Annotated in this window: 13 protein-coding genes and 1 riboswitch; of the genes, 7 read left to right on the top strand and 6 right to left on the bottom strand. The window is 50.0% G+C overall.

Annotated elements, in window-relative coordinates; genetic code table 11:
- Window positions 1–26 precede the first annotated feature (26 nt).
- Genes DMN77_RS01670 through DMN77_RS01680 form a run of 3 tightly spaced genes read left to right on the top strand, consistent with a single transcriptional unit; the run spans window position 27 to window position 6,822 of the window.
- The gene (locus DMN77_RS01670) at window positions 27–2,594 is read left to right on the top strand and encodes a glycoside hydrolase family 3 N-terminal domain-containing protein (protein WP_179013232.1); all 2,568 of its coding nucleotides are present in this window, start codon (window positions 27–29) and stop codon (window positions 2,592–2,594) included.
- Complete coding sequence (locus DMN77_RS01675; RefSeq protein WP_179013233.1) at window positions 2,591–4,558, top strand: beta-N-acetylhexosaminidase; 1,968 nt, start codon at window positions 2,591–2,593, stop codon at window positions 4,556–4,558. Before DMN77_RS01670 ends, DMN77_RS01675 begins: the two co-directional genes overlap by 4 nt.
- 2 nt (window positions 4,559–4,560) lie before the next feature.
- On the top strand, window positions 4,561–6,822 hold the full coding sequence (locus DMN77_RS01680; protein WP_179013235.1) for a beta-glucosidase: 2,262 nt from the start codon (window positions 4,561–4,563) through the stop codon (window positions 6,820–6,822).
- 191 nt (window positions 6,823–7,013) lie between these two features.
- On the opposite strand, the gene DMN77_RS01685 is transcribed toward DMN77_RS01680, so the two are convergent.
- On the bottom strand, window positions 7,014–8,114 hold the full coding sequence (locus DMN77_RS01685; RefSeq protein WP_179013236.1) for a C40 family peptidase: 1,101 nt from the start codon (window positions 8,112–8,114) through the stop codon (window positions 7,014–7,016).
- 240 nt (window positions 8,115–8,354) lie between these two features.
- A complete protein-coding gene (locus DMN77_RS01690) occupies window positions 8,355–9,674 on the bottom strand; it encodes a hemolysin family protein (protein WP_068779439.1) in 1,320 nt (439 codons plus the stop codon).
- A 253-nt stretch (window positions 9,675–9,927) separates the two neighbouring features.
- A riboswitch (purine riboswitch) is annotated at window positions 9,928–10,027 on the top strand.
- Window positions 10,028–10,082: 55 nt separating this feature from the next.
- Here DMN77_RS01690 and DMN77_RS01695 point away from each other — a divergent pair.
- On the top strand, window positions 10,083–11,516 hold the full coding sequence (locus tag DMN77_RS01695; protein WP_179013238.1) for an NAD(P)/FAD-dependent oxidoreductase: 1,434 nt from the start codon (window positions 10,083–10,085) through the stop codon (window positions 11,514–11,516).
- Between the two features lie 523 nt (window positions 11,517–12,039).
- Window positions 12,040–13,998 carry a type I pullulanase gene (gene pulA, locus DMN77_RS01700; protein WP_179013240.1) on the top strand — a complete coding sequence of 653 codons (1,959 nt, stop codon included), beginning with the start codon at window positions 12,040–12,042 and terminating at the stop codon, window positions 13,996–13,998.
- Window positions 13,999–14,160: 162 nt separating this feature from the next.
- Here the strand turns inward: pulA and DMN77_RS01705 are convergent, their stop codons facing one another.
- The 4 genes from DMN77_RS01705 to DMN77_RS01720 all read right to left on the bottom strand — a co-directional run bounded on the left by DMN77_RS01705 (window position 14,161) and on the right by DMN77_RS01720 (window position 20,578).
- Window positions 14,161–16,479 (bottom strand): glycoside hydrolase family 65 protein, encoded by a 2,319-nt coding sequence (locus DMN77_RS01705; RefSeq protein WP_179013241.1) that lies wholly within the window; start codon window positions 16,477–16,479, stop codon window positions 14,161–14,163.
- Between the two features lie 98 nt (window positions 16,480–16,577).
- Window positions 16,578–17,252 carry a beta-phosphoglucomutase gene (gene pgmB / locus DMN77_RS01710; protein WP_068779443.1) on the bottom strand — a complete coding sequence of 225 codons (675 nt, stop codon included), beginning with the start codon at window positions 17,250–17,252 and terminating at the stop codon, window positions 16,578–16,580.
- 328 nt (window positions 17,253–17,580) lie between these two features.
- Complete coding sequence (locus DMN77_RS01715; RefSeq protein WP_179013243.1) at window positions 17,581–18,615, bottom strand: LacI family DNA-binding transcriptional regulator; 1,035 nt, start codon at window positions 18,613–18,615, stop codon at window positions 17,581–17,583.
- Between the two features lie 217 nt (window positions 18,616–18,832).
- The gene (locus tag DMN77_RS01720) at window positions 18,833–20,578 is read right to left on the bottom strand and encodes an alpha-glycosidase (RefSeq protein ID WP_179013245.1); all 1,746 of its coding nucleotides are present in this window, start codon (window positions 20,576–20,578) and stop codon (window positions 18,833–18,835) included.
- A gap of 313 nt (window positions 20,579–20,891) precedes the next feature.
- Here DMN77_RS01720 and DMN77_RS01725 point away from each other — a divergent pair, with 313 nt between their 5' ends.
- Complete coding sequence (locus tag DMN77_RS01725; RefSeq protein ID WP_068779446.1) at window positions 20,892–21,929, top strand: LacI family DNA-binding transcriptional regulator; 1,038 nt, start codon at window positions 20,892–20,894, stop codon at window positions 21,927–21,929.
- A gap of 433 nt (window positions 21,930–22,362) precedes the next feature.
- Window positions 22,363–23,514, top strand: coding sequence for a Gfo/Idh/MocA family protein (locus DMN77_RS01730; RefSeq protein ID WP_179013246.1), 1,152 nt, complete (start codon window positions 22,363–22,365; stop codon window positions 23,512–23,514).
- The last annotated feature ends 242 nt before the right edge of the window (window positions 23,515–23,756 follow it).

Consider the following 23,756-nt stretch of genomic DNA (forward strand, 5'->3'; position numbering starts at 1 on the left):
TAGGCAATTTAGAGGAGTGTGACGGCATGATAGGGCTTTGGCATGCTTTAGTGGATCAACCGCGCATGAAGCTGCAATTTAAAATCGAGAAAAAGGGTTCGTTTACGCTGGATGCAGTAATGGAGCCATTACCGGCACCGCTTAATTTTACTAGCGTGACCGCGCGGGGCAACCATATTCGAGGAACCGGCAAAGTGTTCTGGAATCCGGACGACGAGCTGGTGGTTGAGCTGGATTTTCAAGAGGATTCCTTCACGGGTCGGGTTCATATTCCTTCTTTTGGGACAATTCCCCTCCAGGGATCGCGGGGAAGGGGCCCTTATATGGCCCTAAATTTAATTAATGAAGTGGCACCCTACCGAAAGAGCCATGTTGAGGAGCGAAGCGACAGGGAAATCCATGAAGCGATCGACCAACTGCTGGGGGCGATGTCGCTTGAAGATAAGGTTGGCCAAATGTGTCAATGCCAAGCTTCGAACTTCTCCTTTGGCAGCGATATCGTATCGGATCCGCCGGAGAAGCTGGTCGCTGAAGGCAGGGCAGGGTCGGTACTGGGCGCTTTCGATATTACCAGGGTATTCGAGCTGCAAAGAATAGCCGTCGAGCAATCGCCGCACAAGATTCCGCTGCTCTTCCATGCGGATATCATCCATGGCTCGCAGACAGCGTTTCCTATTCCGCTGGCTTGGTCCTGCAGTTGGGATATGGAGGCGATTAAACAAGCCTGTGCTATTGCAGCCAGGGAAGCGAGCGCTTCAGGTACGGTATACAATCATAGCCCTATGATTGATATCGCGCGTGATGCCCGCTGGGGCCGGGTTTCCGAAGGGGCGGGAGAAGATCCTTATCTGGGCTGCTTGATTGCCAAAGCCCAGGTGGAAGGGTATCAGGGCGACACTCTGTTTAGCGAAGAAACGCTGATTGCCTGCCTTAAACACTTTATTGCATACGGCGCAGCTGAAGCCGGACGGGATTACAATAGCGTGGATATTTCGGAGTCGACGTTGCGCAATGTGTACTTGCCGCCGTTTCAAGCTGCTTTGGAGGCGGGAGCAAGCTCGGTGATGAACGCGTTTAACATTTACCAGGGCGTTCCTGTCGCCGCCAATCGCTTCCTGCTAAAGGAACTTCTGCGGGAGGAACTTGGCTTTGACGGCGTTCTGATCTCCGATTACGGCTCAGTGGACGAAATCCGGGTGCACGGGCATGCGAAGGATGAGCAGGAAGCTGCGTATAAAGCGGTGCAAGCGACGATGGATATCGAGATGGTGACGCGCTCCTACGATCGCTTGCCCCAACTGGTTCGTGAAGGAAAGCTCTCCGAGCAGCAAATCGACGATGCTGTCCGCCGCATTTTGTATTTGAAATACAAGACAGGCCTGATGGATGATCCGTTCCGCTACATTCGCCCGGAGAAAGAAATGGAGTACCACTTCAACGAAGGGCATCTGCAGGCCAGTCTGGAGCTGGCGCGTAAATCAATTGTATTGCTAAAAAATAAAGGCGTGCTGCCGCTTGCCAAGCATGCCGGCAAGATTGCGTTGATCGGGCCGTTTGCGGGCAGCAAGGATTTGCTCGGACCATGGCAGTTCTCCCGGTATGGCCATGAAACCGTCTCCTTGTATGAGGGAATGGCCGGGAAAGGAATTTCGGAGGAACGTCTCCTGTTCGCCCAAGGCAGTGGAGTAAACGAGCCGCTAGAGGGAGGGATTGAAGCCGCCGTATTACAGGCCCGTGAAGCCGATGTGGTTATTCTGGCGTTGGGCGAAAGCAGTGAAATGTCCGGCGAGGCGGCTTCTCGTATGGATATCGTCTTGCCGGAGCCGCAGCAGCGGTTGGCTGAAGCGGTTGTGGCGACAGGCAAGCCGGTTGTCCTGGTCCTGACCAATGGCCGACCGCTCGTGCTGAGCTGGTTCGAGCAGCATGTCGACGCCATCGTGGAAACCTGGTACCTCGGTTCTCAGGCTGGCCATGCGATTGCCGCTGTTTTGACGGGGGATTGCAACCCCTCCGGTAAACTGACTATGAGCTTCCCGGCGCGGATCGGCCAGGTTCCGGTGTATTATAACCACTTTAATACCGGACGCCCGTTGACGGAAGCCAACTATAATCAGAAATACATCTCCAAATATTTGGACGGCCCGAACGAGCCGTTATATCCTTTTGGGTTTGGTCTAAGCTATACGACCTTTGCTTATTCGGATATGAAGCTGGACCGCAATCATATGAAGGAAGATGAGACGATTCTGGCCTCGGTGAAGGTGACGAATACGGGGGCCACGGCTGGGGAAGAGATCATTCAGCTGTACATTCAGGATTGCTGCGGCAGCATTGTCCGCCCGGTCAAGGAGTTGAAAGGCTTTAGCAAAGTGGTCCTGGCGCCGGGAGAGAGCCGGGAAGTTAGCTTCCGGATTACGGCGGAGGCGTTAACTTATTGGACGCCGGAAGCTGGATATATGGCTGAACCGGGTCTATTCAAGGCTTATATCGGGTCCAGCAGCCGGGACGTATTGGAGGCTGCCGAGTTTGAATTGCTCGTGGCCGATAAATCGGACACACAAGTAAGTGAACGTGGAGGGGAAGCTGGCTTATGACACAAGAGCAGTCTTTGCGATTGTATCCGCAGCCGAGAGGGCTGCAATGGCTGGAAGGGGAGAAGAAGTGGACCTCCAGCATCGTTCTGGATACGCAGGGCGAAGCCGACGAGGCGGCTGAACGCGTGAAGCTTGCCTCCCGCTTGCAGGAAGCGTTCGCTGGCTCCGGGGACGATCCTGCTGCTGACGGGCAGGCGATGACCTTGATCCGGGTGCGCAGCAGAGAGGAGCTTCATCCGCAGGGATATGTGCTGCAATGGGATGAGGCAGGCCTTCTGGTGGAGTATGGCGGCGATGCGGGGTTGTTTTATGCGCTAGTTACCGTGGAGCAGTTGGTTTCCCGCGAAGGTAAGAACTGGAGATGTTTCCGGATCGAGGATGAACCCGACTTTCCGGTGCGCGGTTTTATGCTGGATATCGGACGGAACAAAATTCCGAAGCTTGGCGAACTTTATAAGTTGGTTGACCAGCTGGCGAGATTGAAGCTGAATCATTTGCAGCTGTATATGGAGGGTTACTGCTTTGAGATGGAGGCATACAAGGACGCCTTCCCAGGGAGCACGCCAATCACGGCAGAGGAACTCCGCGAGCTGGATGCTTATGCTGTCGAGCGGTTTATCGATCTGGTGCCAAACCAGAACTGCCTGGGACATATGGGAGAATGGCTGAACAAGCCGGAATTCCGCGAGCTTGCCGAGCATCCGGATGGCTTGCCGTTGCCCCAGGGGATTACGTTTCCGCCGACCACGCTGAACCCGGTTGATTCGCGTTCGATCGCATTGGTTCGAAATTTATTTGATGCCCTGCTGCCGCAATTTTCATCTTCTTATGTCAATATCAACATGGATGAGCCTTACGGCTTGGGCGCCGGGCAGAGCAAGGAGCGGTGCGATGAAATCGGCGCAGGACGGCTTTATATGGAGTATGCGGAGCAGGTGTTTGATCTTGTCCGCAGCCATGGCAAGAAGGTGTTAATGTGGGGCGACGTGCTTGCTTCACATCCCGAGGTCATGGAGCAGATTCCAGAGGATGTGACAATTCTCGACTGGAATTATGAGAGCAGCGTTTCCTTTGAGGGTCATTGCCGTGTGTTGGCGGAGCGGCAGATTCCGTTCTATGTGTGCCCGGGAACGAGCTCCTGGTCCTCCATTTCCGGAAGAACCGACAATATGCTGGATAACATCTCTGATGCGGCAATCCAGGGCCTTACATATGGGGCCGGCGGCCTGATTGTAGCGGACTGGGGAGATAACGGGCATTGGCAGGTTCCTGCGATCAGCTACCCGGGTATTACCTATGCGGCCGGTGTCAGCTGGCATGCGCAGCATCATTTGAATCAGACCGGGCTGATTGAAGATTACTTGACGGAAGCGGTATTTAGGGACGAAAGCGGCGAAGCCGGGCATCTGATGCTTGAACTGGGCCGATATTATCATTTGGAGAACAGTACAGTTGATAATTCCACTTATACAATGCATTTGCTGCTTCGTGGCCTTAAAACGCCGGAGCAATTTGCGGCAGAGCTGAACAGCTTCATTCGTATTTTCGCGGATCTGGGCGGACCTGGCGGCGAATTTAGGCTGGATTATCGGCATCATGAAATGCTGGAATGGCTTGTTCAAAGGAAGAAGCAGCTGGCAAGACTCCGGCTCCGGATGACCGAGGCGAATCTCGTGCTTGATGAATGGATGAATACATTGCGAATCATCGAACAAGGGATAGGGCTTCACCGTTATACACACCGAATTGACCTTCCAGATTCAAAGGCCGAAATCGAGCACCTGAGGGCGCTGGCGAAGCTGCTGGAGCTAACGATTGCGGAATTTGACCGGCTATGGCTTATCCGGAACCGGGAAGGCGGTTTAGTTACAAGTCATCGTGCTTTACACCAGCTGCAGGCTCAGTATCAAGAGCGGCTGAAAGAGCTTGAAGCTTTGCATTCAATTCACCAGAAAGGGGTCTGAAGATGGGGAAGCAGCGTAATCTGAAATCATTGATTGCACAAATGACACTGGAGGAGAAGGCCAGCCTCTGCTCCGGGCAAGATACATGGCACACTCAGGGGATCGAGCGGCTGGGGATTCCATCCGTGATGGTTACAGATGGTCCGCATGGTCTGCGTAAACAAAGGGGCTCTTCCGACCACCTTGGCCTGTTCGACAGCGTGCCTTCTACTTGTTTCCCTTCAGCGGCGGGGTTAGCGAGCTCCTGGAATCGGGATTTAATCGGCAAAATGGGAGAAGCACTGGGCAGGGAGTGCCAGGCGGAGAATGTCGCTATTTTGCTGGGGCCTGGTGTCAATATTAAACGTTCGCCGCTCTGCGGACGGAATTTTGAATACTTCTCGGAAGACCCGTACTTATCCGCGGAAATGGCGGCTCACCATATTCAGGGCGTACAAAGCCTAGGGGTAGGCACTTCGCTTAAACATTTTGCTGCTAACAATCAGGAACACCGTCGGATGACTTCCAATTCCGTGGTAGATGAACGGACATTGCGCGAAATTTACCTGGCCAGCTTTGAAGGGGCGGTCAAGCAAGCTCAACCGTGGACCGTCATGTGCGCTTACAACCAAGTGAACGGTGAATTTGCCGCAGAGAATCAGGAATTGCTGACCGATATTTTAAAAGACGAGTGGGGGCATCAAGGTTTTGTCGTGTCGGATTGGGGCGCGGTGAACGAGCGAGTTAAGGGCCTGGTCGCCGGATTGGAGCTGGAGATGCCCTCCAGCAACGGCGAGGGGACGACGCAAATTGTGGAAGCAGTGAAAAGCGGACAATTGCCCGAGGCCACGCTGGATGATGCCGTAGAGCGACTGCTTAACATCATTTTCAAGGCTGTGGACCAAAGGAGGCCGGATGCAGCCTTCCAGCCGGAGGAACATCATCATTTGGCCCGGGAAGTCGCACGGGAAAGCATGGTGCTGTTGAAGAACGAAGACGGCATCTTGCCTCTGAAGCGGAGCGGCAAGATCGCCATAATCGGCGCTTTCGCAGAGGAGCCGCGCTATCAGGGCAGCGGCAGTTCGCAAATCAGGCCGACCCGTCTGGATAATCCCATTGAAGAAATGAGCAAGCTGGCCGGGGCTGCGGAACTTATCTATGCGAAGGGATACGATTTGAAGGAGGAGGAGAGCAACTCTTCCCTGCTGCAAGAGGCGCTGAGTGCAGCCTCCGAGGCCGCGGTAGCGGTGGTATTTGCCGGATTGCCGAGTCGATACGAGTCCGAAGGTTTTGATCGCAAACATCTGCGGATACCTCCGAACCAAGTAGCGCTGATCGAAGCGGTGGCCGGGATACAGAAAAATCTGGTGGTGGTACTGAGTAACGGTTCCCCTGTCGAAATGCCTTGGCTCTATCAAGCCAAAGGAGTGCTGGAAGCTTATCTGGGCGGCCAGGCGTTTGGCGGTGCGATTGCCGACCTGCTGTTCGGGGAAGCCAATCCTTCCGGCAAGCTGGCTGAGACTTTCCCGGTTCAGCTGAGCGATAACCCGTCGTATTTATTCTTTCCGGGTGAAGGCGACCGGGTGGAGTATCGGGAAGGCTTGTTTGTTGGCTATCGATATTACGATAAGAAGCAGTTGGAACCGTTGTTTCCTTTTGGGTATGGGCTCAGCTATACGAGCTTTGAGTATTCGAATCTAACTGTGGATAAGAAGAAATTGTTGGATTCCGACCAGCTTCGCGTATCGGTGGACATCGAGAATACCGGTTTCCTTGCCGGAAGTGAAATTGTGCAGCTCTATATTCGCGATCCCGACAGCAGCGTCATCAGACCGGATAAGGAGCTTAAAGGCTTCGACAAGATGGAATTGGCAGCTGGTGAGAAGAAGACGGTCACTTTTGAACTCGATCGCCGCAGTTTTGCCTATTATGATATAGAGATCAAGGATTGGGCGGTGGAGACCGGTACCTTTGAAATTCTGGTCGGCAAATCCTCTCGCGATATTATGCTCTCGGAGACGGTTGAAGTACAGTCGACAACGGAGCTCAGTTCAAGATTCCATCGCAACTCCACGGTGGCCGATATGATGACGAGCGAGCCGGGCGCCGTGTTCATCAAGAAGTTTATGAGTATGCTTCCGTTTGCGTCCGCGATGGATCCGTCTCATTCAGAAATGTTGAAGGCATTCATGGAGTTTATGCCGCTGCGCAGCCTGGTCTCCTTCAGCGGCGGCAAGTTTACGGAGGAACAGCTGCATGATTTGCTGAAGCAGTTGAACAGCTAGGAGATCCTTTTATTTGTACTTGCGAGGGGATCGGCGCTTCTTATCTATTTGCAATGTTGTATTTGGCATAGAACGTGTAACATGTATTTTCCATATGGGCTCAAAGCAAAAACAACCGGAGGCTTTGCCTCCGGTGTTTTCTTGATTTCTTATTAGGAAGGCAACGCTTCCGATACAAATTTGATCTTATTCTAAAATACTCTTCGTGCGGTAACAAACCGCTTCTTCCAGGAATCGGAGAAATCCTCTAAACGAACACCGTATTTGACGGAGTAGGTCTGGAGCAGTTGGCCGTCGCCGGCATAGATGGCTACATGGCCGATGTCCAACCCCCGTGATTCGAAGAACAGCAAATCCCCTTTGCGGAGCTCATTCAGGCCAACTTCCCTGCCTTCCTTGGCTTGTTCATAAGAAACTCGCGGCAGATCGATCGATAGGATATCAGCAAAAACATGCTTGACGAACGACGAGCAGTCGAATGTTTGTGTCTGCTCTGACGAGGCGCCAAATTCATAAGGGGTGCCCAGATACTTCATGCCATAGGCGAGCAGCTCGTTCGCCTGTTCTTCCCGCAGGGCAGGACTTGAGTAGTCGGTATATTTGGGCTTGGCCGAAATATACCCGGTCCGGTTATCGGTCGTGCGTACCTCAAGCCAGAATGGGGAGGCTTCGCGAACGACGTGGACCTTGTTCCCGGCGGGCAGCAAGTCCCCGGCAGCCTGGCTGTTCGCATTTGGTGCAGTGCGCAGATTGACGCCCCACAGGATACTGGTTTCGTAATTGATCGGCGGAGCAGAAGTGATTATAACGGTTTTGGTATCCGCCTCCCATTTCACCGAGCTGCCGAGCGCTTCGCTAACAAAGCGCAAAGGTACTAGCGAATATCCGCGTTCGATCTGCCCCGGGGCCGTCAGATTTATAGCTTGTCCGTTCAGCTGTGCGACCGAATCTCCGATGCGGTAAGTCAGCTTGGTCTCGTCTTTGGTGGCGGTAACTGTCTTGCTGCTTCCTTCCCAGGCCAGCTTAGCGCCTTGGGCTTCAAACAGTCCGCGCATGGGAACGAGTACGGTTCCGCGGACCAGGATCGGTTCGATCTCGAGCTGTAGTTGTTGCCCGTCCAGGTAAACCGATACTGGACTGGAAGCCGAACCGGTTGCAGGCCTGGCCGATGGATCGTTCCCTGGGCTGGTTGCAACCGTTGGGGCCGCGTTGGAGGATTCGGCATGCACGGGAGTCGAATAGAGCAGGGCCGCGGCCAGCAGAAGATAGAATACGCCTTTTTGTGTTGTCATGTTATTCATCACCTTGTTGTTAGTTGTTACTTAATTGGACGAAAGCGGATGGGGATAGTTGTGGTTCCAAATGATGGTAATTATAAACAGTATTGCACATAGCCCGAGGGAAGAGGGGCTAGAGTCTTTGGGGGATATGCCCCGCTTCAGGTTTGGCGGGGCCATAACCAAAAGGCCGGCCCCCTGCTTATGAGACAGGGGGCCGGCCCAAATAGATAATGAATTTCTTAGTATACCCGGTCAGACTCCCGATTGCTCGGGAACCAGCCTAATGATCTCCAGTTTACGGAAGCGGTTTGGCTCTTTCTCAAGCAGCTTGAAGGTCAGTTCTTCATGCTCAAGGGTCTCGCCAACCTTCATCTCGGGATTCGTTCCGAACAACCAGCCGCCAATCGTATCGACGTCCTCGGTGCTAATATCGGCCATGAATAGATCATTAATATGATTAATTGTCACCTTGCCATCGACGATAACATGGTTCTCATTGACCATTACGAGCGGTTGTTCTTCTTCCTTATCGAATTCGTCGCGAATTTCGCCGACGATCTCTTCGAGGATGTCCTCGATCGTTACGAGTCCGGCGGTTCCCCCGTATTCATCGATCAAAATCGCCATATGGGTACCCTCGCGCTGCATTCTCTGCAGCAATTCATTCACCGGAGTTACTTCCGATACAGCCATAGCAGGCTGCAGAATCGAGGCGATGTCCAGATCAGGGTTATCCTCGGAGGCAAGGAAGAATTGCTTCGTATTAATAAATCCGATAATGTTATCCTTATTCTCTCGTACGACCGGAAAACGCGTATATTGCTGTTCCTTGATAATGTCCAGATTCTCCCGGCGGGTTTTCTCTGTATATAAACACACCATATCGGTACGTGGCACCATTATTTCTTTGGCTAATAAATTATCGAAAGCAAATATTCGGTTTACATAGCCGTATTCGCTTTGATTGATCTTGCCGCTCTCGAAACTCTCGTTAATAATAATCTGCAATTCTTCCTCAGAGTGGGCTTCTTCATGCTCCGAGGCTGGTTTAATGCCAACCAATTTAACGAGCTGATTCGCTGATCCGTTCAAGGTCCAGATAAAAGGGCGCATGATCTTATTGAACCAGATAAGCGGTTTAGCCGTTAGCATAGCTACGGTCTCCGCCTTGCGGATTGCGATTGTCTTAGGGGCAAGCTCCCCGACGACAACATGCAAATAAGTGACGACAACAAATGCGATGATGAATGAAAGCACCTTGCTAATTGCATCAGGTATTTGGAGGCTGTGGAATAGAGGGTGCAAAATTCTTTCCACCGTGGGTTCCCCTAGCCAACCGAGTCCGAGAGCTGTGATCGTAATTCCAAGCTGACAAGCAGATAGATAGTCGTCCAGATGAGTTATGATCTGTTTGACACCAAGTGCCTTCTTATTCCCTTCCAGAATCATCTGATCTACTCTACTCTCTCTTACACGGACGATCGCGAATTCCACCGCAACGAAGAACGCCGTTAATGCGATCAGAATCGCCACCATAACCAAATTTAAACCCAATAGCCTGTCACTGTCCATTCTCTACATCTACTCCTTTTATTTATAAAATGATAAAAATGAATATCAATAATATTATATAATATCGTTCAATATTTTGCGAATTAACATGATAGATTATGGATTGGCCATTGATTAATGTTCGTGTTTTGGTTTGTAAAAAAGCGATTATGCAGATTTAAATATAGATTATGTGTCAAAATACGAATGTTATGACAAATTTCTTATTGACTTATTCGCGTGATTTGGTAAGCTGTAGTTGTTGATGAAAATCCGAATGCTTGGCACATGATTTCGTATATCCTCAATAATATGGTTTGAGGGTCTCTACAAGGAACCGTAAAATCCTGGCTACGATAGGTATGTTTCGTATACCTATTCATAGACACAGGATTTTTTGCTATTTTTCCGACTTCAGGAGGGACATATATGAGTAAATATGATGTGATCGTCGTTGGGGCAGGACCAGCCGGTATTTTTGCCTGCTATGAGCTTACAAGAAAGGCACCGCATTGGAAGGTGCTGCTGGTAGACAAGGGGCATGACATTTATCGCCGCCGCTGTCCGATTCTTGAGGAGAAGATTACGCTATGTCCGCCAGCAGCTGGACGTAAGCAATATGCTGGCTGCTTGCCTGCGTGTTCGATTACCGCCGGGTTTGGTGGAGCAGGGGCTTATAGTGACGGCAAGTTCAATATTACGACCGAATTTGGCGGATGGTTAAACGATTATTTACCCCAGTCCAAAGTGCTTGAGCTGATTAAATATGTGGATCAGATCAATCTGGATCACGGGGCGACCACGACGATCACGGATCCGACAACTGATGCTATCCGCAGCATTGAACGGCGCGGGTATGCTGCCGGATTGAAGCTGCTTCGCGCCCAGGTGCGCCATTTGGGGACAGAGCAGAATCTGGAAATATTGAAGTCCATTTATGAATATTTGCAATCCCGGATCGATATGCTATTCAAAGGGGAAGTTGAGGATATAGTTACTGTCAAACAGGACGGGCAACATCAGGTACAGGGCATTGTTTTGAAGGACGGCGAGGTGTACGAGGCAGAGCAGGTGATGATCGCCCCGGGGCGGGACGGCTCGGTGTGGTTGTCGGAAATATTGAAGAAGCGCAGATTAAAAATGACAAATAATCAAGTGGATGTCGGGGTGCGTGTGGAGACCTCAGACATTGTCATGCGGGAAATTAATGAACACCTCTATGAAGGAAAGTTTATTTTTAACACCTCGGTAGGGACCCGAGTTCGTACCTTCTGCAGCAACCCTTCCGGGCATGTGGTGGTCGAGAATCATACGGGAGTGATGGCGGCAAACGGCCATTCATATAAAGATCCGGCATTGGGCTCGGCGAACACCAATTTCGCCTTGCTGGTCTCCCATAAGTTCACCGATCCGTTTGACAAACCGAATGAATATGCGCGCGAGATTTGCAAGAGAGCAAATGACCTGTCCAACGGGGGAGTAATCGTTCAGAAATATGGCGATATTCTGCGCGGAAGAAGATCGACGGCCGGAAGGATCGCGGAAGGCTTCCTGGAGCCGACATTGAAAGAGGCAGTGGCCGGCGATCTGGGGCTTGTCCTGCCATATAATACGATGAAGAGCTTGATCGAAATGGTTGAGGCACTGGATAAAGTAACGCCGGGGATCGCTTCAGAGCATACGTTGTTCTACGGAGTTGAAGCGAAATTCTATTCCGCGCGTCCGAAGCTCTCGGAGGGGCTGGAGACGGAGATCAGCGGCTTGTTCTGCGGCGGGGATGGGGCTGGAATTACCCGTGGCCTGGCGCAGGCCGGGGCTGCCGGGGTTTGGATCGCCCGTAATATGATGGAGAAGCTGAACTAGTCTGGCCGAAGTGACAATCCAACTTTTTAAGGACCGTCATTCACTGGGAAGCAGGTGAAGGGGGTCCTTTTTGCATACTGAAAAACAATAAACTGAATTCAGGCGATGAAAGGTTGATCTCAGCAAAGCTCCGTGGAGCGGTCGCCAGGGATGTCCATCTTGTCAAATTGTTGGCCCTGCTTGATCTTCCGCTTAAAGACTTATATAAATTTGCATAGCTGAACATGCTAACTACACTGGTGATTAGCAACGGAAGCAAGGCAAAGCCGATGGGGATGCGGCGGTTTAACAACATATTTGTGCAAACGATTGCTCAAAGCGTGAAACGATGCTAGAATGCATGATATACAGTCTTTTGGACAACCTGTCAGGTAACTATGAGGTGCAGCCGATTCCTTGCCGGACAGGCCGTGAAGGTGGCGGAACGTTTTAGGGATTTGTTGCCATATGATACATTGGCATCTGATATACCTTTCTCGATTTTCTCGCACTTTCACACTTTCATGAGATAGGAGTGAAGCCAGTGTCGGTACAGAAGGAAATGGACATAGTTGCGGATTATGGGGATCTAGCTGTAACGAATGGGATTTCTGTGTTTGATCCTAAATTTGACGAGATATTCTACTATGATGGCGATGATCTTGGGGTTACCTACACACCGGAGCAGACGACGTTCAGATTGTGGGCCCCCACTGCCTCTGAGGCAAGCGTGATGATCTATGATAGCTGGGATGGAGCGCTTATCGAGCGCAAGCCAATGGTTCGTGACGTTCGTGGGACCTGGGTCCTTACGGTGAATGGGAATTGCAATCATTGGTATTATACGTACGGCGTGCAGGTCGGCAGTCAGTGGAATGAAGCGGTGGATCCCTATGCCAAAGCGGTTGGCGTCAATGGAGATCGCGGGGTAGTGCTCGATCCGGGCAGTACGCAGCCGCGGCGCTGGACGGAAGATAGGCCTCCGTTGGCGGCGCCGGTTGATGCGGTGATCTATGAGCTTCATGTTAAGGACTTATCGATTCACCCGCAGAGCGGAAGCAGCTATCCCGGAAAGTACCTTGGTTTGGCGGAGAGGGGGACGACGGGACCGGATGGAATACCCACAGGGCTTGATTATATTTCTGGACTGGGTGTAACCCATGTGCAGTTGCTGCCGGTATATGATTACGCAACGGAGAGCGTAGATGAGACGAAGCCGGAGCTTCCGCAATATAATTGGGGGTATGATCCGAAAAATTATAATGTCCCGGAAGGCTCTTATGCTACAGACCCTTATTCCCCGGATCTCAGAATCAGAGAGCTGAAGCAGATGATTCAGGCGCTGCATGATCGCGAAATCCGGGTCATTATGGATGTTGTGTACAATCACGTTTATGACGGATACTTGGTCAACTTCAGCAAGCTCGTTCCCGGTTATTATTTGCGTTATAAAGAGGATGGGACTTTTTCTAACGGCAGCTTCTGTGGAAATGAATGCGCTTCGGAACGAAAAATGATGTCTAAGTTCATCGTCGATTCGGTCGTATATTGGGCGCAGGAGTATCATATGGACGGCTTCCGCTTTGATCTGATGGGGCTAATGGATATCGCTACGATGAATGAGATCAGGCGTCGCCTCGATGAAATCGATCCTTCGATTATGATGATCGGAGAAGGCTGGGGGATGGATACGGTACTGCCGGAGGCTCAGCGTGCCAATCAGAGCCATGCCGCGCTTCTCCCGCGGATTGGCCAGTTTAATGATGGTTTTCGGGATGCGGTGAAGGGCGATATTTTTGTATATGGCCTGGAGGGATTTGTTAGTCTGGGTCGCGGCTTTGAGGAGAAGGTGAAGCGGGGGATTGTCGGCGGAATCAAGTACGAAGGTGCAATTTTGCAGTATGCTATTGAGCCGGATCAGACAGTCAATTATGTAGAATGCCATGATAACCATACATTATGGGATAAGCTAGTGCTGTCTACGGATGGATATACGGATGAGGAGCGTCGCAGCATGCACCGGCTCGCTTCGGCGATAGTCTTAACGAGCCAAGGCATTCCGTTTATCCACGCTGGCCAGGAGTTCATGCGTACGAAGCAAGGGGTAGAGAACAGCTACAAATCCCCGATTGAGATCAATCGGATGGATTGGCAGCGCTGTGCTGAACGCCAGAGCGATGTCCTGTATATGTGCAGCCTGATTAAGCTGCGTCAGTCGCACCCGGCCTTCCGCTTGAGAACGGCACGCGAGATCAGAAGGCATCTCCATTTCGAACAAGCGCCGGAGCATGCCATCGCGTATACCTTGCGCAATCATGCTGGCGGTGATCCGGATCGTCATTTATATGTTCTGTACAATGCGAATCCAGAACCGACTACACTTGAGCTTCCAGAGCTTGGGGATTGGGAAGTGCATTTCGGCAATGAGCTTGTCATTTCCTTGAAGCAGCGGCGGATTCAAGTTCATGGAGCAGGTATGGTTGTACTTGCCGTCCATGATTAGTACTAGAGATTGTACAGAAGTCCACCTTTGATGAGAACAGCGCTCGCGGTCATTCAAGGCCGGGCGCTTGCGTATACAGAGGTCGGTTTTTGAATAGGTATGATGAGTAAAAAAGGGTCATTCCTGAAGGCAAGATTCAGGAATGACCCTTTAAGTTTATCTTTATAAGTTGGCCGAAGCGTTCTGATGCTTGATTTCGCCATGTCCGTCTACGGTGTAGCTAGTGTCATACACGCAGATTGCCGCAGGAACATCAGTCTCATTAACGACATGAATGCTGTCTCCGGTTACGTTCACCTTCAAGCGTGAATTACGGAACATCACTTTGAACGAGAAATTATCCCAATGGGAAGGTACAAAAGGACGCAGCATCAATTCACCATCAACGACACGTAGCCCGCCGAAGCCTTGGACAATGGACATCCAGGTGCCTGCCATGCTGGTCGTATGACAGCCGTCTTCGGTATCATTATTATAGTTGTCCAGATCAAGTCTGGCCGTGCGCAGATACATCTCGTAGGCCTTTTCCTGGTAGCCGAGCTCGCAGGCGATAATAGAATGCACGCAAGGGGACAGGGAGGACTCATGCACCGTCATCGGCTCGTAGAAATCGAAGTTGCGTTTTTTCGTATCGAGATCATAACGGTCGCCAAGGAAATACAAGCCCTGCAGCACGTCCGCCTGCTTAATGAAGCAGGAGCGCAAAATACGGTCCCAGGACCAGTTCTGGTTGATCGGCAGATTTCCGGCCGGAAGGTCCTTCACAGCGATCAGCTCTTTATCCAGGAAGCCGTCTTGCTGCAGGAATACACGACGTTCTTCATCGTAAGGATAGTACATATTGTCGATGATATGCTGCCATTGCTTCGTCTCTTCTTCCTGCAAATCAAGCTTGGCGATCAGAGCCTGATATCTGTCCGGCTCATTCGCCTTCAGGTATTCAAGGACCTCCAGCGTATATTCGAGCGTCCAGACGGCAATCCGATTTGTATACCAGTTGTTGTTGACGTTGTTCTCGTATTCGTTTGGTCCGGTAACGCCGAGCATGACATATTTGTTCTTGGCCTTGGAGAAGTTCACGCGCTGCTCCCAGAAGCGGGATATTTCAGCCAGCACTTCAAGCCCGTATTGGCCCAGATAGGTAAAGTCTCCGGTGTAATTCACATAGTTATAGATCGCATAGGCAATCGCCCCATTCCGGTGAATTTCCTCAAAAGTAATCTCCCATTCGTTATGGCACTCCTCGCCGTTCATCGTGACCATCGGGTAGAGGGCGCCTTTGGTGAAGCCAAGCTTCTTCGCATTCTCTTTGGCCTTCTCCAGATGCTTGTAGCGATAGATCAAGAGATTGCGGGCGATATGGGAATCCGCGGTACTTAGATAGAAAGGAATGCAGTATGCTTCTGTATCCCAATAAGTACTTCCGCCGTACTTTTCACCAGTGAAGCCTTTCGGGCCGATGTTGAGACGGTCATCTTCACCGCTATAGGTCTGATTCAACTGGAAAATATTAAAGCGGATCGCCTGCTGCGCCGAGACATCGCCTTCGATAATAATATCGCTGTCTCTCCATTTATCCGCCCATCCGTCAGCCTGTTCGCTGAGCAGGGTATCGAAACCGGCTTGTTTGGCTGCCGTGAGCAGGTCTTTGCCGGCCGCAACCAAATCGCCAAGCCCATGATCACGAGAGGTCACATTAGCTACATACTTGAATAAGGTAATCGGCTCATTGGCATGCGCCTCAACGCTGACTTCACCGGCCACATATTTATCCTTCTCGCTAACGGCGGCCTGGATATCCAACCTGGAACCATTCTTGAAAATGTCAAAAGACATCACCGAGGTCACATGGAAGTCCAGCTTTTTCGTCTTCACCGTCAGATAATAAAGCTCAGGCTCGGCAGCTCTCTCAACCTCCAGCCAGAATTTCTCCTCATAGTTGGAGTCCTTATTTTGCACATCCCCGTCAAGATAAGGTTCTAGCGTAATTGTTCCGTTAAAATTGAGCGGTGTTACCGTATAGCGAATCGCCCCGATCTCATGGCGTTTGACACTGACAAAGCGAACCGCTTCTACCGCTACTTCTTTGCCGTCCTTCAGTACAGCTGTAAAACGGCGGGACAGATAACCTTCCTTCATGTTCAGTTCACGTACGAATTCCTTGACCTCGCACTCCGCCAGATCCAGCTCAACGCCATTGATCATGACATGGATTCCGATCCAGTTCGTACTGTTCAATACTTTGGCAAAATACTCCGGGTACCCGTTCTTCCACCAGCCCACGCGGGTTTTGTCCGGATAATACACACCTGCCATGTAACTACCCTGCAGGCTTGCGCCGCTGTATTGTTCTTCGAAATTGGCACGTTGTCCCATATATCCGTTACCGATGCTGAAGATACTCTCGGATATTTCGTGGTTTTGCGGATCGAAGGACTCTTCGATAATGGACCATTCATCTAATTTTAAATATTGCTTCACGGTGATCTTCTCCTTTTCATAACAGTCATTTATATGTTTAATGAGTGGTGAACAAAGCTATGCATGATATCAAGTAGCGCTTAAGCTCGCCCATGCTCCTACTCCTGGGTTCCTACAGCTTGTTCTAGCTGATCCAAACGCTCCACGGTCATCTCGGCAAGGGAAGCGATCACGAAGTCAGCCTGATTAAGCGTCGCTGGTGATCCGATGCCAATGCAATTCATGCCAGCGCGGCGCGCTGCTTCAATCCCGGCTTCGGCGTCTTCGAAAACGACGCAGTTATCTGGGGATATGCCAAGCTCCTGAGCTCCCAGCAAGAACACTTCAGGATCAGGTTTCGCATTTGAGGTGCGTGTGCCATCGATGATGGCATCGAAATAAGGGGTCAGCCCTGTATTGTTCAGGATGATCATTGCATTTTTACTGGCTGAACCCAAAGCGGTCTTAAGTCCGTTCTCCCGACAGGCTTGCAGATACTCCATCGCTCCTGGGAGGATTTCCGTATGATCCATCCGGGATATCGATTCAACATACCAATCGTTCTTGCGTGCGGCCAGCTCCTGCTTCTTAGCATCCTCCAATGTGAGCTTCCCAATACTTAGCAAAATGTCAAGCGAGGCCATGCGGCTCACACCTTTTAATCGTTCGTTGTCCTGCTCCGTAAAATCGAAGCCCAGCTCATTGGCCAGCCGCTTCCAGGCTAAATAGTGATATTTGGCGGTGTCGACGAGAACGCCGTCCAGGTCGAACAGACAGGCTTGAATGTGATTCATCTTATCTCCTCCTGCAATGAATAGTGAATAATGGGTAGCGGGTAGTAAATAGTTGAATAGCAATTGGTGAAAAGAGAAAAGTGTAAAGCGAAAAGTAAAAAGTAAAAAGTAAAAAGTAAAAAGTAAAAGGTAAAAAGTAAAAGGTAAAAAGTAAAAGGTAAAAAGTAAAAGGTAAAAAGTAAAAGGTAAAAAGTAAAAGGTAAAAAGTAAAAGGTAAAAACCGTGTAAACAGCGAATTACAAATTTGCGCAAACGTTTGAATAAATATCAAAAAATAAAAGAAGCCGAATGCTTCCATTATTTTTATAGGGTGAGGTCAATCCGGACATCAAGCCTTAGCGGAGAATATAGAAGACTCACGAACGACCAGGCGATGTGGAATAACATATCTTGCTGGACTTATTGGATCGTTGTCTTTGTGCTGAATCGCTTGAATCAGCATCTGGGAAGCGGTATATCCCATATTATAAATTCCGATATCGACACTGCTCAGCGGGGGTGTAGACATCTCCGCCAGCGGAATATTGTTGAAGCTTACCAAGCACAAATCGTTAGGAACCTTGTAGTTAAGCTCATGCAATCCCCGCAACACGCCAAAGGAAATGACGTCGTCGACCAGGACGATCGCGGTAGGGCGGTCGGGAAGATTCATGAAGAAAGAGATGGCCCGATATCCGCTCTCCTGTAAAAATTCGCCTTCGACAATCCACTCCGGCTTCGATTCCAGCCCGGCATCGCTTAATGCCTGCAGGTAGCCCTGCAAACGATCCTTGGATACGACAAGCTCAGGAGGACCGCTGACAAATCCGATCCGCTCATGTCCAAGCGAGATCAAATGCTTCGTAGCATCGTAGGAGGCTTGTACATTATCTGTATCAACCGATAATATGTCGGCGTATTGCTCGCTGCGCCCTATCAGGACGAATTTATGGTTATTTTGGTATAGAAAATCGACAACAGGATCATCAGTTCTTGAATAGAGCAAGATCACCCCATCTACCCGGTGCCCGTTCAAAAGCCTGGCTACCCCTTCAACCTCATCTTTCTCATTGGCTCCGGAACTCAGCAGCACATCAAAACCTTGACGGTTAGCTTGGGTAACGATACCACGGATCAACTCCATGAAGAAGAAATTGGAGAACAGCTCCTCGGCAGATTTCGGCAGCATAATACAGATGCTGTTGGTCGTCCGGGATACGAGGCTCTTAGCCATAATATTCGGATGATAGCCGAGCTCTTCCATAATTTCTTTTACTCTTCTTGAGGTTTCTGCGCTTATTCTGGGATGATTGGATAGCACCCGGGACACGGTGGAGGGCGATACTCCTGCTTTTTTGGCGACGTCCTTAATCGTAACGGCCATTGAAATACTCTCCTTTGTGGAACCGTTTGCTTTACACAGTAATATTAATCGATATGGAATGGAATGTAAATAGGATTGGTGGTATCGTTTGCGCAATATTCATTGCTTGCCATTTCAAACATCGCTCATAAATGTTTAATGCCTCAAGAGAATTTTCTCCTTAAAATAAAGCCCCCTCCTTTTGGCTGTTAATAGGGGAGAGGGCGTGAGTGCCTGATTATCGTTCCGATGTTAAAATGGCGCATCCATAAGCCGGCAGCCTTACCGTCAGCTTGCCGTCAGCTGCTGTATAACCCTTGCCGCTGATCTTGTCCAACCATAGCTTATCTGCCGAATCGATCTCAAAGGTCTGGCCGGCGTCGTAATTGTTAAGCAATACAACGGCTAAATCTCCGCCAAGCTTACGCTCATAGGCGAGCTTTGAGCCGCCCTTCTCGGCTTCGAGGAAGCGGATTGTACCGGTGCGCAGCGGAGCCAACTCCTTGCGCAGGGCGATCAGCTTGCGATAGAAGTCGAACAGGTCCTGATCCTGATGCTCAGGGCGCCATTCCATACATTTGCGGCAATCCGGATCCGGTCCGCCGTCCAGGCCGACTTCATCTCCATAGTAAATACAAGGCGTGCCCATATAAGTAAATTGGAAAAATGCCGCCAGCTTCATCCGATCCTTGTTATCATCGCACAGGGTCAACAAGCGCGGAGTGTCATGGCTATCCAACAGATTGAAGGCCACCTCGCTCGCTTGTTGCGGATAACGGGAAATTTGCTGACCAATGACATTGGCGAAGCTTTGAGCGTCCATCTTTTGCCGGATGACAAAATCAATTACCGCATTGGTGAACGGATAGTTCATTACGGCATCGAACTGGTCGCCTTGTAGCCAAGGGGAAGATTCATGCCAAATCTCACCGAGAATATACGCTTCCGGATTAGCCTTCTTAACCACTTTGCGGAATTCGCGCCAGAACTGGTGGTCTACTTCATTAGCTACATCAAGCCTCCAGCCGTCAATGCCCACTTCCTTGATCCAGAATTCAGCAACATTCAGCAAATATTGCTTCGTCTCCGGGTTGCTGGTGTTGAGCTTAGGCATAATCGGCTCGAACGCAAAGGTGTCGTAGGTCGGCAGGCCGCGAGCCTTATCCAGCGGGAATTGATGAATATGGAACCAGTCCTTGTAGCGGGACTTTTCGCCTTTTTCCAGCACATCAAGGAATGGGGCAAAAGCTTGTCCGGAATGATTGAATACCGCATCGAGCACTACCCGGATTTCCCGCTCATGGCAAGCCTTGACCAGCTTTTTCATCGTATCCACATCGCCGAAATGCGGATCGATCTTCATATAGTCGGTCGTATCGTACTTATGGTTGGTTGTGGCTTCAAATACCGGTGTAAAATAGATGGCATTAATGCCGAGCTCGCTCAGGTGATCCAGATGATCGATAACCCCTTGCAAATCGCCGCCAAAGAAATTGTGGCGCTCCGGCTTTCCGCCCCAAGGGAGCACATCTTCCGGGTCATTGTCCCGGTTGCCATTGGCGAAGCGTTCCGGAAAGATCTGATAAAATATAGCATCCTTAACCCATTTCGGAACAGTGAATATATCCGCTGGATTAAGGAAGGGATATTCGAATAGCCGATCCGGATTCTCGGGTCGTTCAGGGGAGAAATTATCCTCTGTCATCCACATTTCAAGATCCGCGCTTTTAAGCAGGAATCCATATTTTAGTCTGCGATAGGTGGGTTTGATCGCACACTCCCAATAGTCAAACATTTCATCGCTAATCAGCTTCCGCATAGGAACCAGTTCCTTGCTCTCATCCCACATATATTTATCGCCGGCAAAAGCGAACGCCTGCAATAGATCCCCCTTCTTGGCACGAAGGCGGAGATGAATCGTCTCTTGATCATAAGCGTAGGACCAGTTGAGCTTAGGACGATGATAAACGGCTTCAAGCAACATAAGTAATCCTCCTGATTCTGTTATGATAGGTTGTGAAAAAAACAAAAAAAGATACTCCAGAGCCAAAAAAATTAGGGCCGAGGATGTATCTTGCGATAACAGTGCCTTCCAATTGTACGCCCTCTACAAGGGTCGCTTATGTAACAAAAAATGATTTGTTCGACTGGATTATAGCATTGTTCAAACCTTTGCACAAGAGAGATTCAGCTCCCCATTTTCGAACTGCCTATTTTACTAAATTATATTGCTCGTTATAATGGGAGTTACCAACGACGATGAGCGTACAAGCCTGGAAATAGGATCGGAGGGGCACATGACTACACTGAAGGAAATTGCAGAACGGGTAGGTGTCTCCATCTCGACTGTGTCGCGGGTCATTAATCAAAATGATAGCAGAAGGATTAGTGAAGAGACGAAGCAGAAGATATGGAAGGCTGCTAAGGAAATGAACTATAGCTCAACCCGCAGGGCAAAGTCTGCCAAGACGAAGCAGGGCAAGGATGCCTCATTGAACAGACCCGCTATCGGATGCATATTAGCGCTGCAGGATAACAAATACAATCATCCGTATTTTTCCCCGATTATTCAGGGGATCGAAGCGAAACTGCTGGAAAGAGGCTTATCTATGGCCTTTTTGCATACGCAAGCCGAACTGCATAATGAAGCCGTAGTGGAATCCATGCTGGAAGTGACGAATCTGCAGGGCATTATTTGCATCGAGGGGTTAAGCAAGGATCTCTATAAGCGGCTTAAAGGACGGGTTCCGCTGCTCGTAGGCATCGATGTAAATGACCCGGATATTCCGGTTGTCACTTATGATCGGGTCGCGGCGGCCCAAATGGCAGTCAGACATTTGATCGAGCGTGGCCATACAAGAATCGGGTTCATCGGCGGGATCGGTTTATCGGGCAGCCTGGATCGGGAGAAGCGGTATGCTGGCTATCGCAAAACGCTTGAGGAGCACGGTTTGGAATGCCGGGACGAGTGGGTAATTAACACAAATTGGGATGCAGATGAGAGCTATCAGAGGATGAAGGAGCTGCTTGAGCTGGCCGAACGGCCGACAGCGATGTTCAGCGCCAGCGATATGCTGGCTATTGGAGCGATGAGGGCAGCCGTCGAAGCAGGAATGAGCCTGCCTTTGGACATGTCTTTTGTTGGGATAGACGATATTGAATTTTCCAGGTATACTGCACCGCCATTAACGACAGTGCATGTTCCAAAATACGAAATGGGCTATGCAGCAGCCAAAATTATGGTGGACAGCATGGATGAGGCCTATCCATTTCCATTTCGGATGCAAGTTCCTGTTCAGCTTAAAAAGCGGCAATCCGTTCATCCCATGAATTAAGAGGACCGTGAAGATCGACGTGGTTTTGTCGAAATTCAGGTTCTTTTTTTGTGAGTATATTTGCCCCAAATTATAGTTAATAATAATAAATTTGCGCAAATGTATTGACTCATTAAATCGACGGATGTATGATGTAAGCGTTATGATGGATGGCGAGGTAATGCTGTTCAATTATTATTTTTATTCGTAATTATGCAATATATCTGGAGATGTTACTTTTCCCGTGGCGTATGCTACATTAGCAGAGAAGGACGACTCATATCGTTAACCCATTCGTTATTTGCGCACTTTTTGCACAGAATTTGCATTAGTTTTATTAATGCTGCATCATCGCTTATTGCGCTGAGGTCATAGCGAATTGTACTGATTTGCGGGACGACATCTCTGCCAGCAAACTTACATTTTATTATTGCATAGGGGAGGCAGCGTACGTATGGAGCAAGTCAGGTTAGGGATCATTGGAGCAAGAGGAAGAGGCATGATTGCAAAGTATTGGCATAATCCGGAGGGGCGTTCAGTGGTTGTTGGTGCGGCTGACGTCGATCCCAAGAAACTGGAGGAATTCAAAGAGGATGTTAATCCGGATGCATTCGTAACGACCGATTATCGCGAGCTTATTGCCCGTGAGGATATCGATGCCATTGCTGTCATGTCGCCGGATTATTGTCACGAGGAGCATGCGATAGCAGCCTTGAAGGCGGGCAAGCATGTGTTTTGTGAGAAGCCGCTTGCGATCACAGTGGATGGCTGTGACAATATATTGAGAGCATGGAAGGAATCCGGCAAGCAGCTGATGGTCGGCTTCAACATGCGTTATATGAATATGTACCGCACGATGAAGGAGATCGTTGATTCAGGTGTGATCGGGGAGATCAAGTCCGTATGGGTGCGTCACTTCGTCGGACTTGGAGGCTATTATTATTATCATGACTGGCATGCAAATTCCAAGAATACGACCGGGCTGCTGCTGCAGAAGGGATCGCATGATCTGGATGTGATTCACTGGATCACTGGCCGATATGCCACGAAGGTTAGCGCGTTCGGCAGCCTGGATTTTTATGGCGGAGATAAGCCTAATGATCTGACTTGCCCAACCTGCAGTGAGCGTGAGACTTGCACGGAAGCAAGTCCGGGACGGCTTATTCAATGCGCTTTCCGCGAAGAGGTGAACGTCGAGGACAACAATATGGTCATCATGGAGCTTGAAGGCGGCATTAAAGCCTCGTACCTCCAATGCCATTTTACGCCGGATTATCAGCGCAATTATGTATTCATTGGCACAGAAGGCCGGATGGAGAATAGCGAACCTGAGAATAAGGTGTATGTGAAGACGAGACGTTCGAACAATGACAGGGAGCTCTCCGATCGCGTCTATCATATCAAGGAAGCCGAAGGCTCCCATGGTGGCGCAGATCCGAATATTTGCAAGGACTTCATCGATATGATTCTTGATGGCAAGCAACCGGTAGCCACACCGATCGCGGGAAGAATGAGCGTCGCCGTGGGCTGTGCTGCGACAGAGTCCATCCGGGCCGGAGGCAAGGTTGTCCAAATCTCCCCTGCCCCCGAATTGCTGCAATTGTGATTTTTTAACTATGTGTCCACACCCTTTATATATAGCTGTCCTTGTCGTTACTGAACGGCGCAGGGCAGCCTTTTTTTTGCTTATGGAAGGGAATCCATGTGTTGTAACAAATGATTCTCGGCAAGCGTTAAAATCTTACAGTGTGCCACTCTGGTGAGATTCGGGGATCCCTGAGCGCCACTTCGAGAACGAAGTAACATAGGGAGTATGACGGCACAAAATTGCCGGACCATTGCCAAGGA

It is taken from the genome of Paenibacillus sp. 79R4, from assembly GCF_013393165.1.
In the GTDB taxonomy this organism is placed as follows: Bacteria; Bacillota; Bacilli; order Paenibacillales; family Paenibacillaceae; genus Fontibacillus.

Coding starts and splice junctions, on each gene's coding strand:
- DMN77_RS01720 (WP_179013245.1), bottom strand. CDS start 20,578: ATGTTGCTTGAAGCCGTTTATCATCGTCCTAAGCTCAACTGGTCCTAC.
- DMN77_RS01725 (WP_068779446.1), top strand. CDS start 20,892: ATGACTACACTGAAGGAAATTGCAGAACGGGTAGGTGTCTCCATCTCG.
- DMN77_RS01685 (WP_179013236.1), bottom strand. CDS start 8,114: ATGACAACACAAAAAGGCGTATTCTATCTTCTGCTGGCCGCGGCCCTG.
- DMN77_RS01670 (WP_179013232.1), top strand. CDS start 27: ATGATAGGGCTTTGGCATGCTTTAGTGGATCAACCGCGCATGAAGCTG.
- DMN77_RS01695 (WP_179013238.1), top strand. CDS start 10,083: ATGAGTAAATATGATGTGATCGTCGTTGGGGCAGGACCAGCCGGTATT.
- DMN77_RS01690 (WP_068779439.1), bottom strand. CDS start 9,674: ATGGACAGTGACAGGCTATTGGGTTTAAATTTGGTTATGGTGGCGATT.
- DMN77_RS01680 (WP_179013235.1), top strand. CDS start 4,561: ATGGGGAAGCAGCGTAATCTGAAATCATTGATTGCACAAATGACACTG.
- DMN77_RS01730 (WP_179013246.1), top strand. CDS start 22,363: ATGGAGCAAGTCAGGTTAGGGATCATTGGAGCAAGAGGAAGAGGCATG.
- DMN77_RS01675 (WP_179013233.1), top strand. CDS start 2,591: ATGACACAAGAGCAGTCTTTGCGATTGTATCCGCAGCCGAGAGGGCTG.
- DMN77_RS01715 (WP_179013243.1), bottom strand. CDS start 18,615: ATGGCCGTTACGATTAAGGACGTCGCCAAAAAAGCAGGAGTATCGCCC.
- pgmB (WP_068779443.1), bottom strand. CDS start 17,252: ATGAATCACATTCAAGCCTGTCTGTTCGACCTGGACGGCGTTCTCGTC.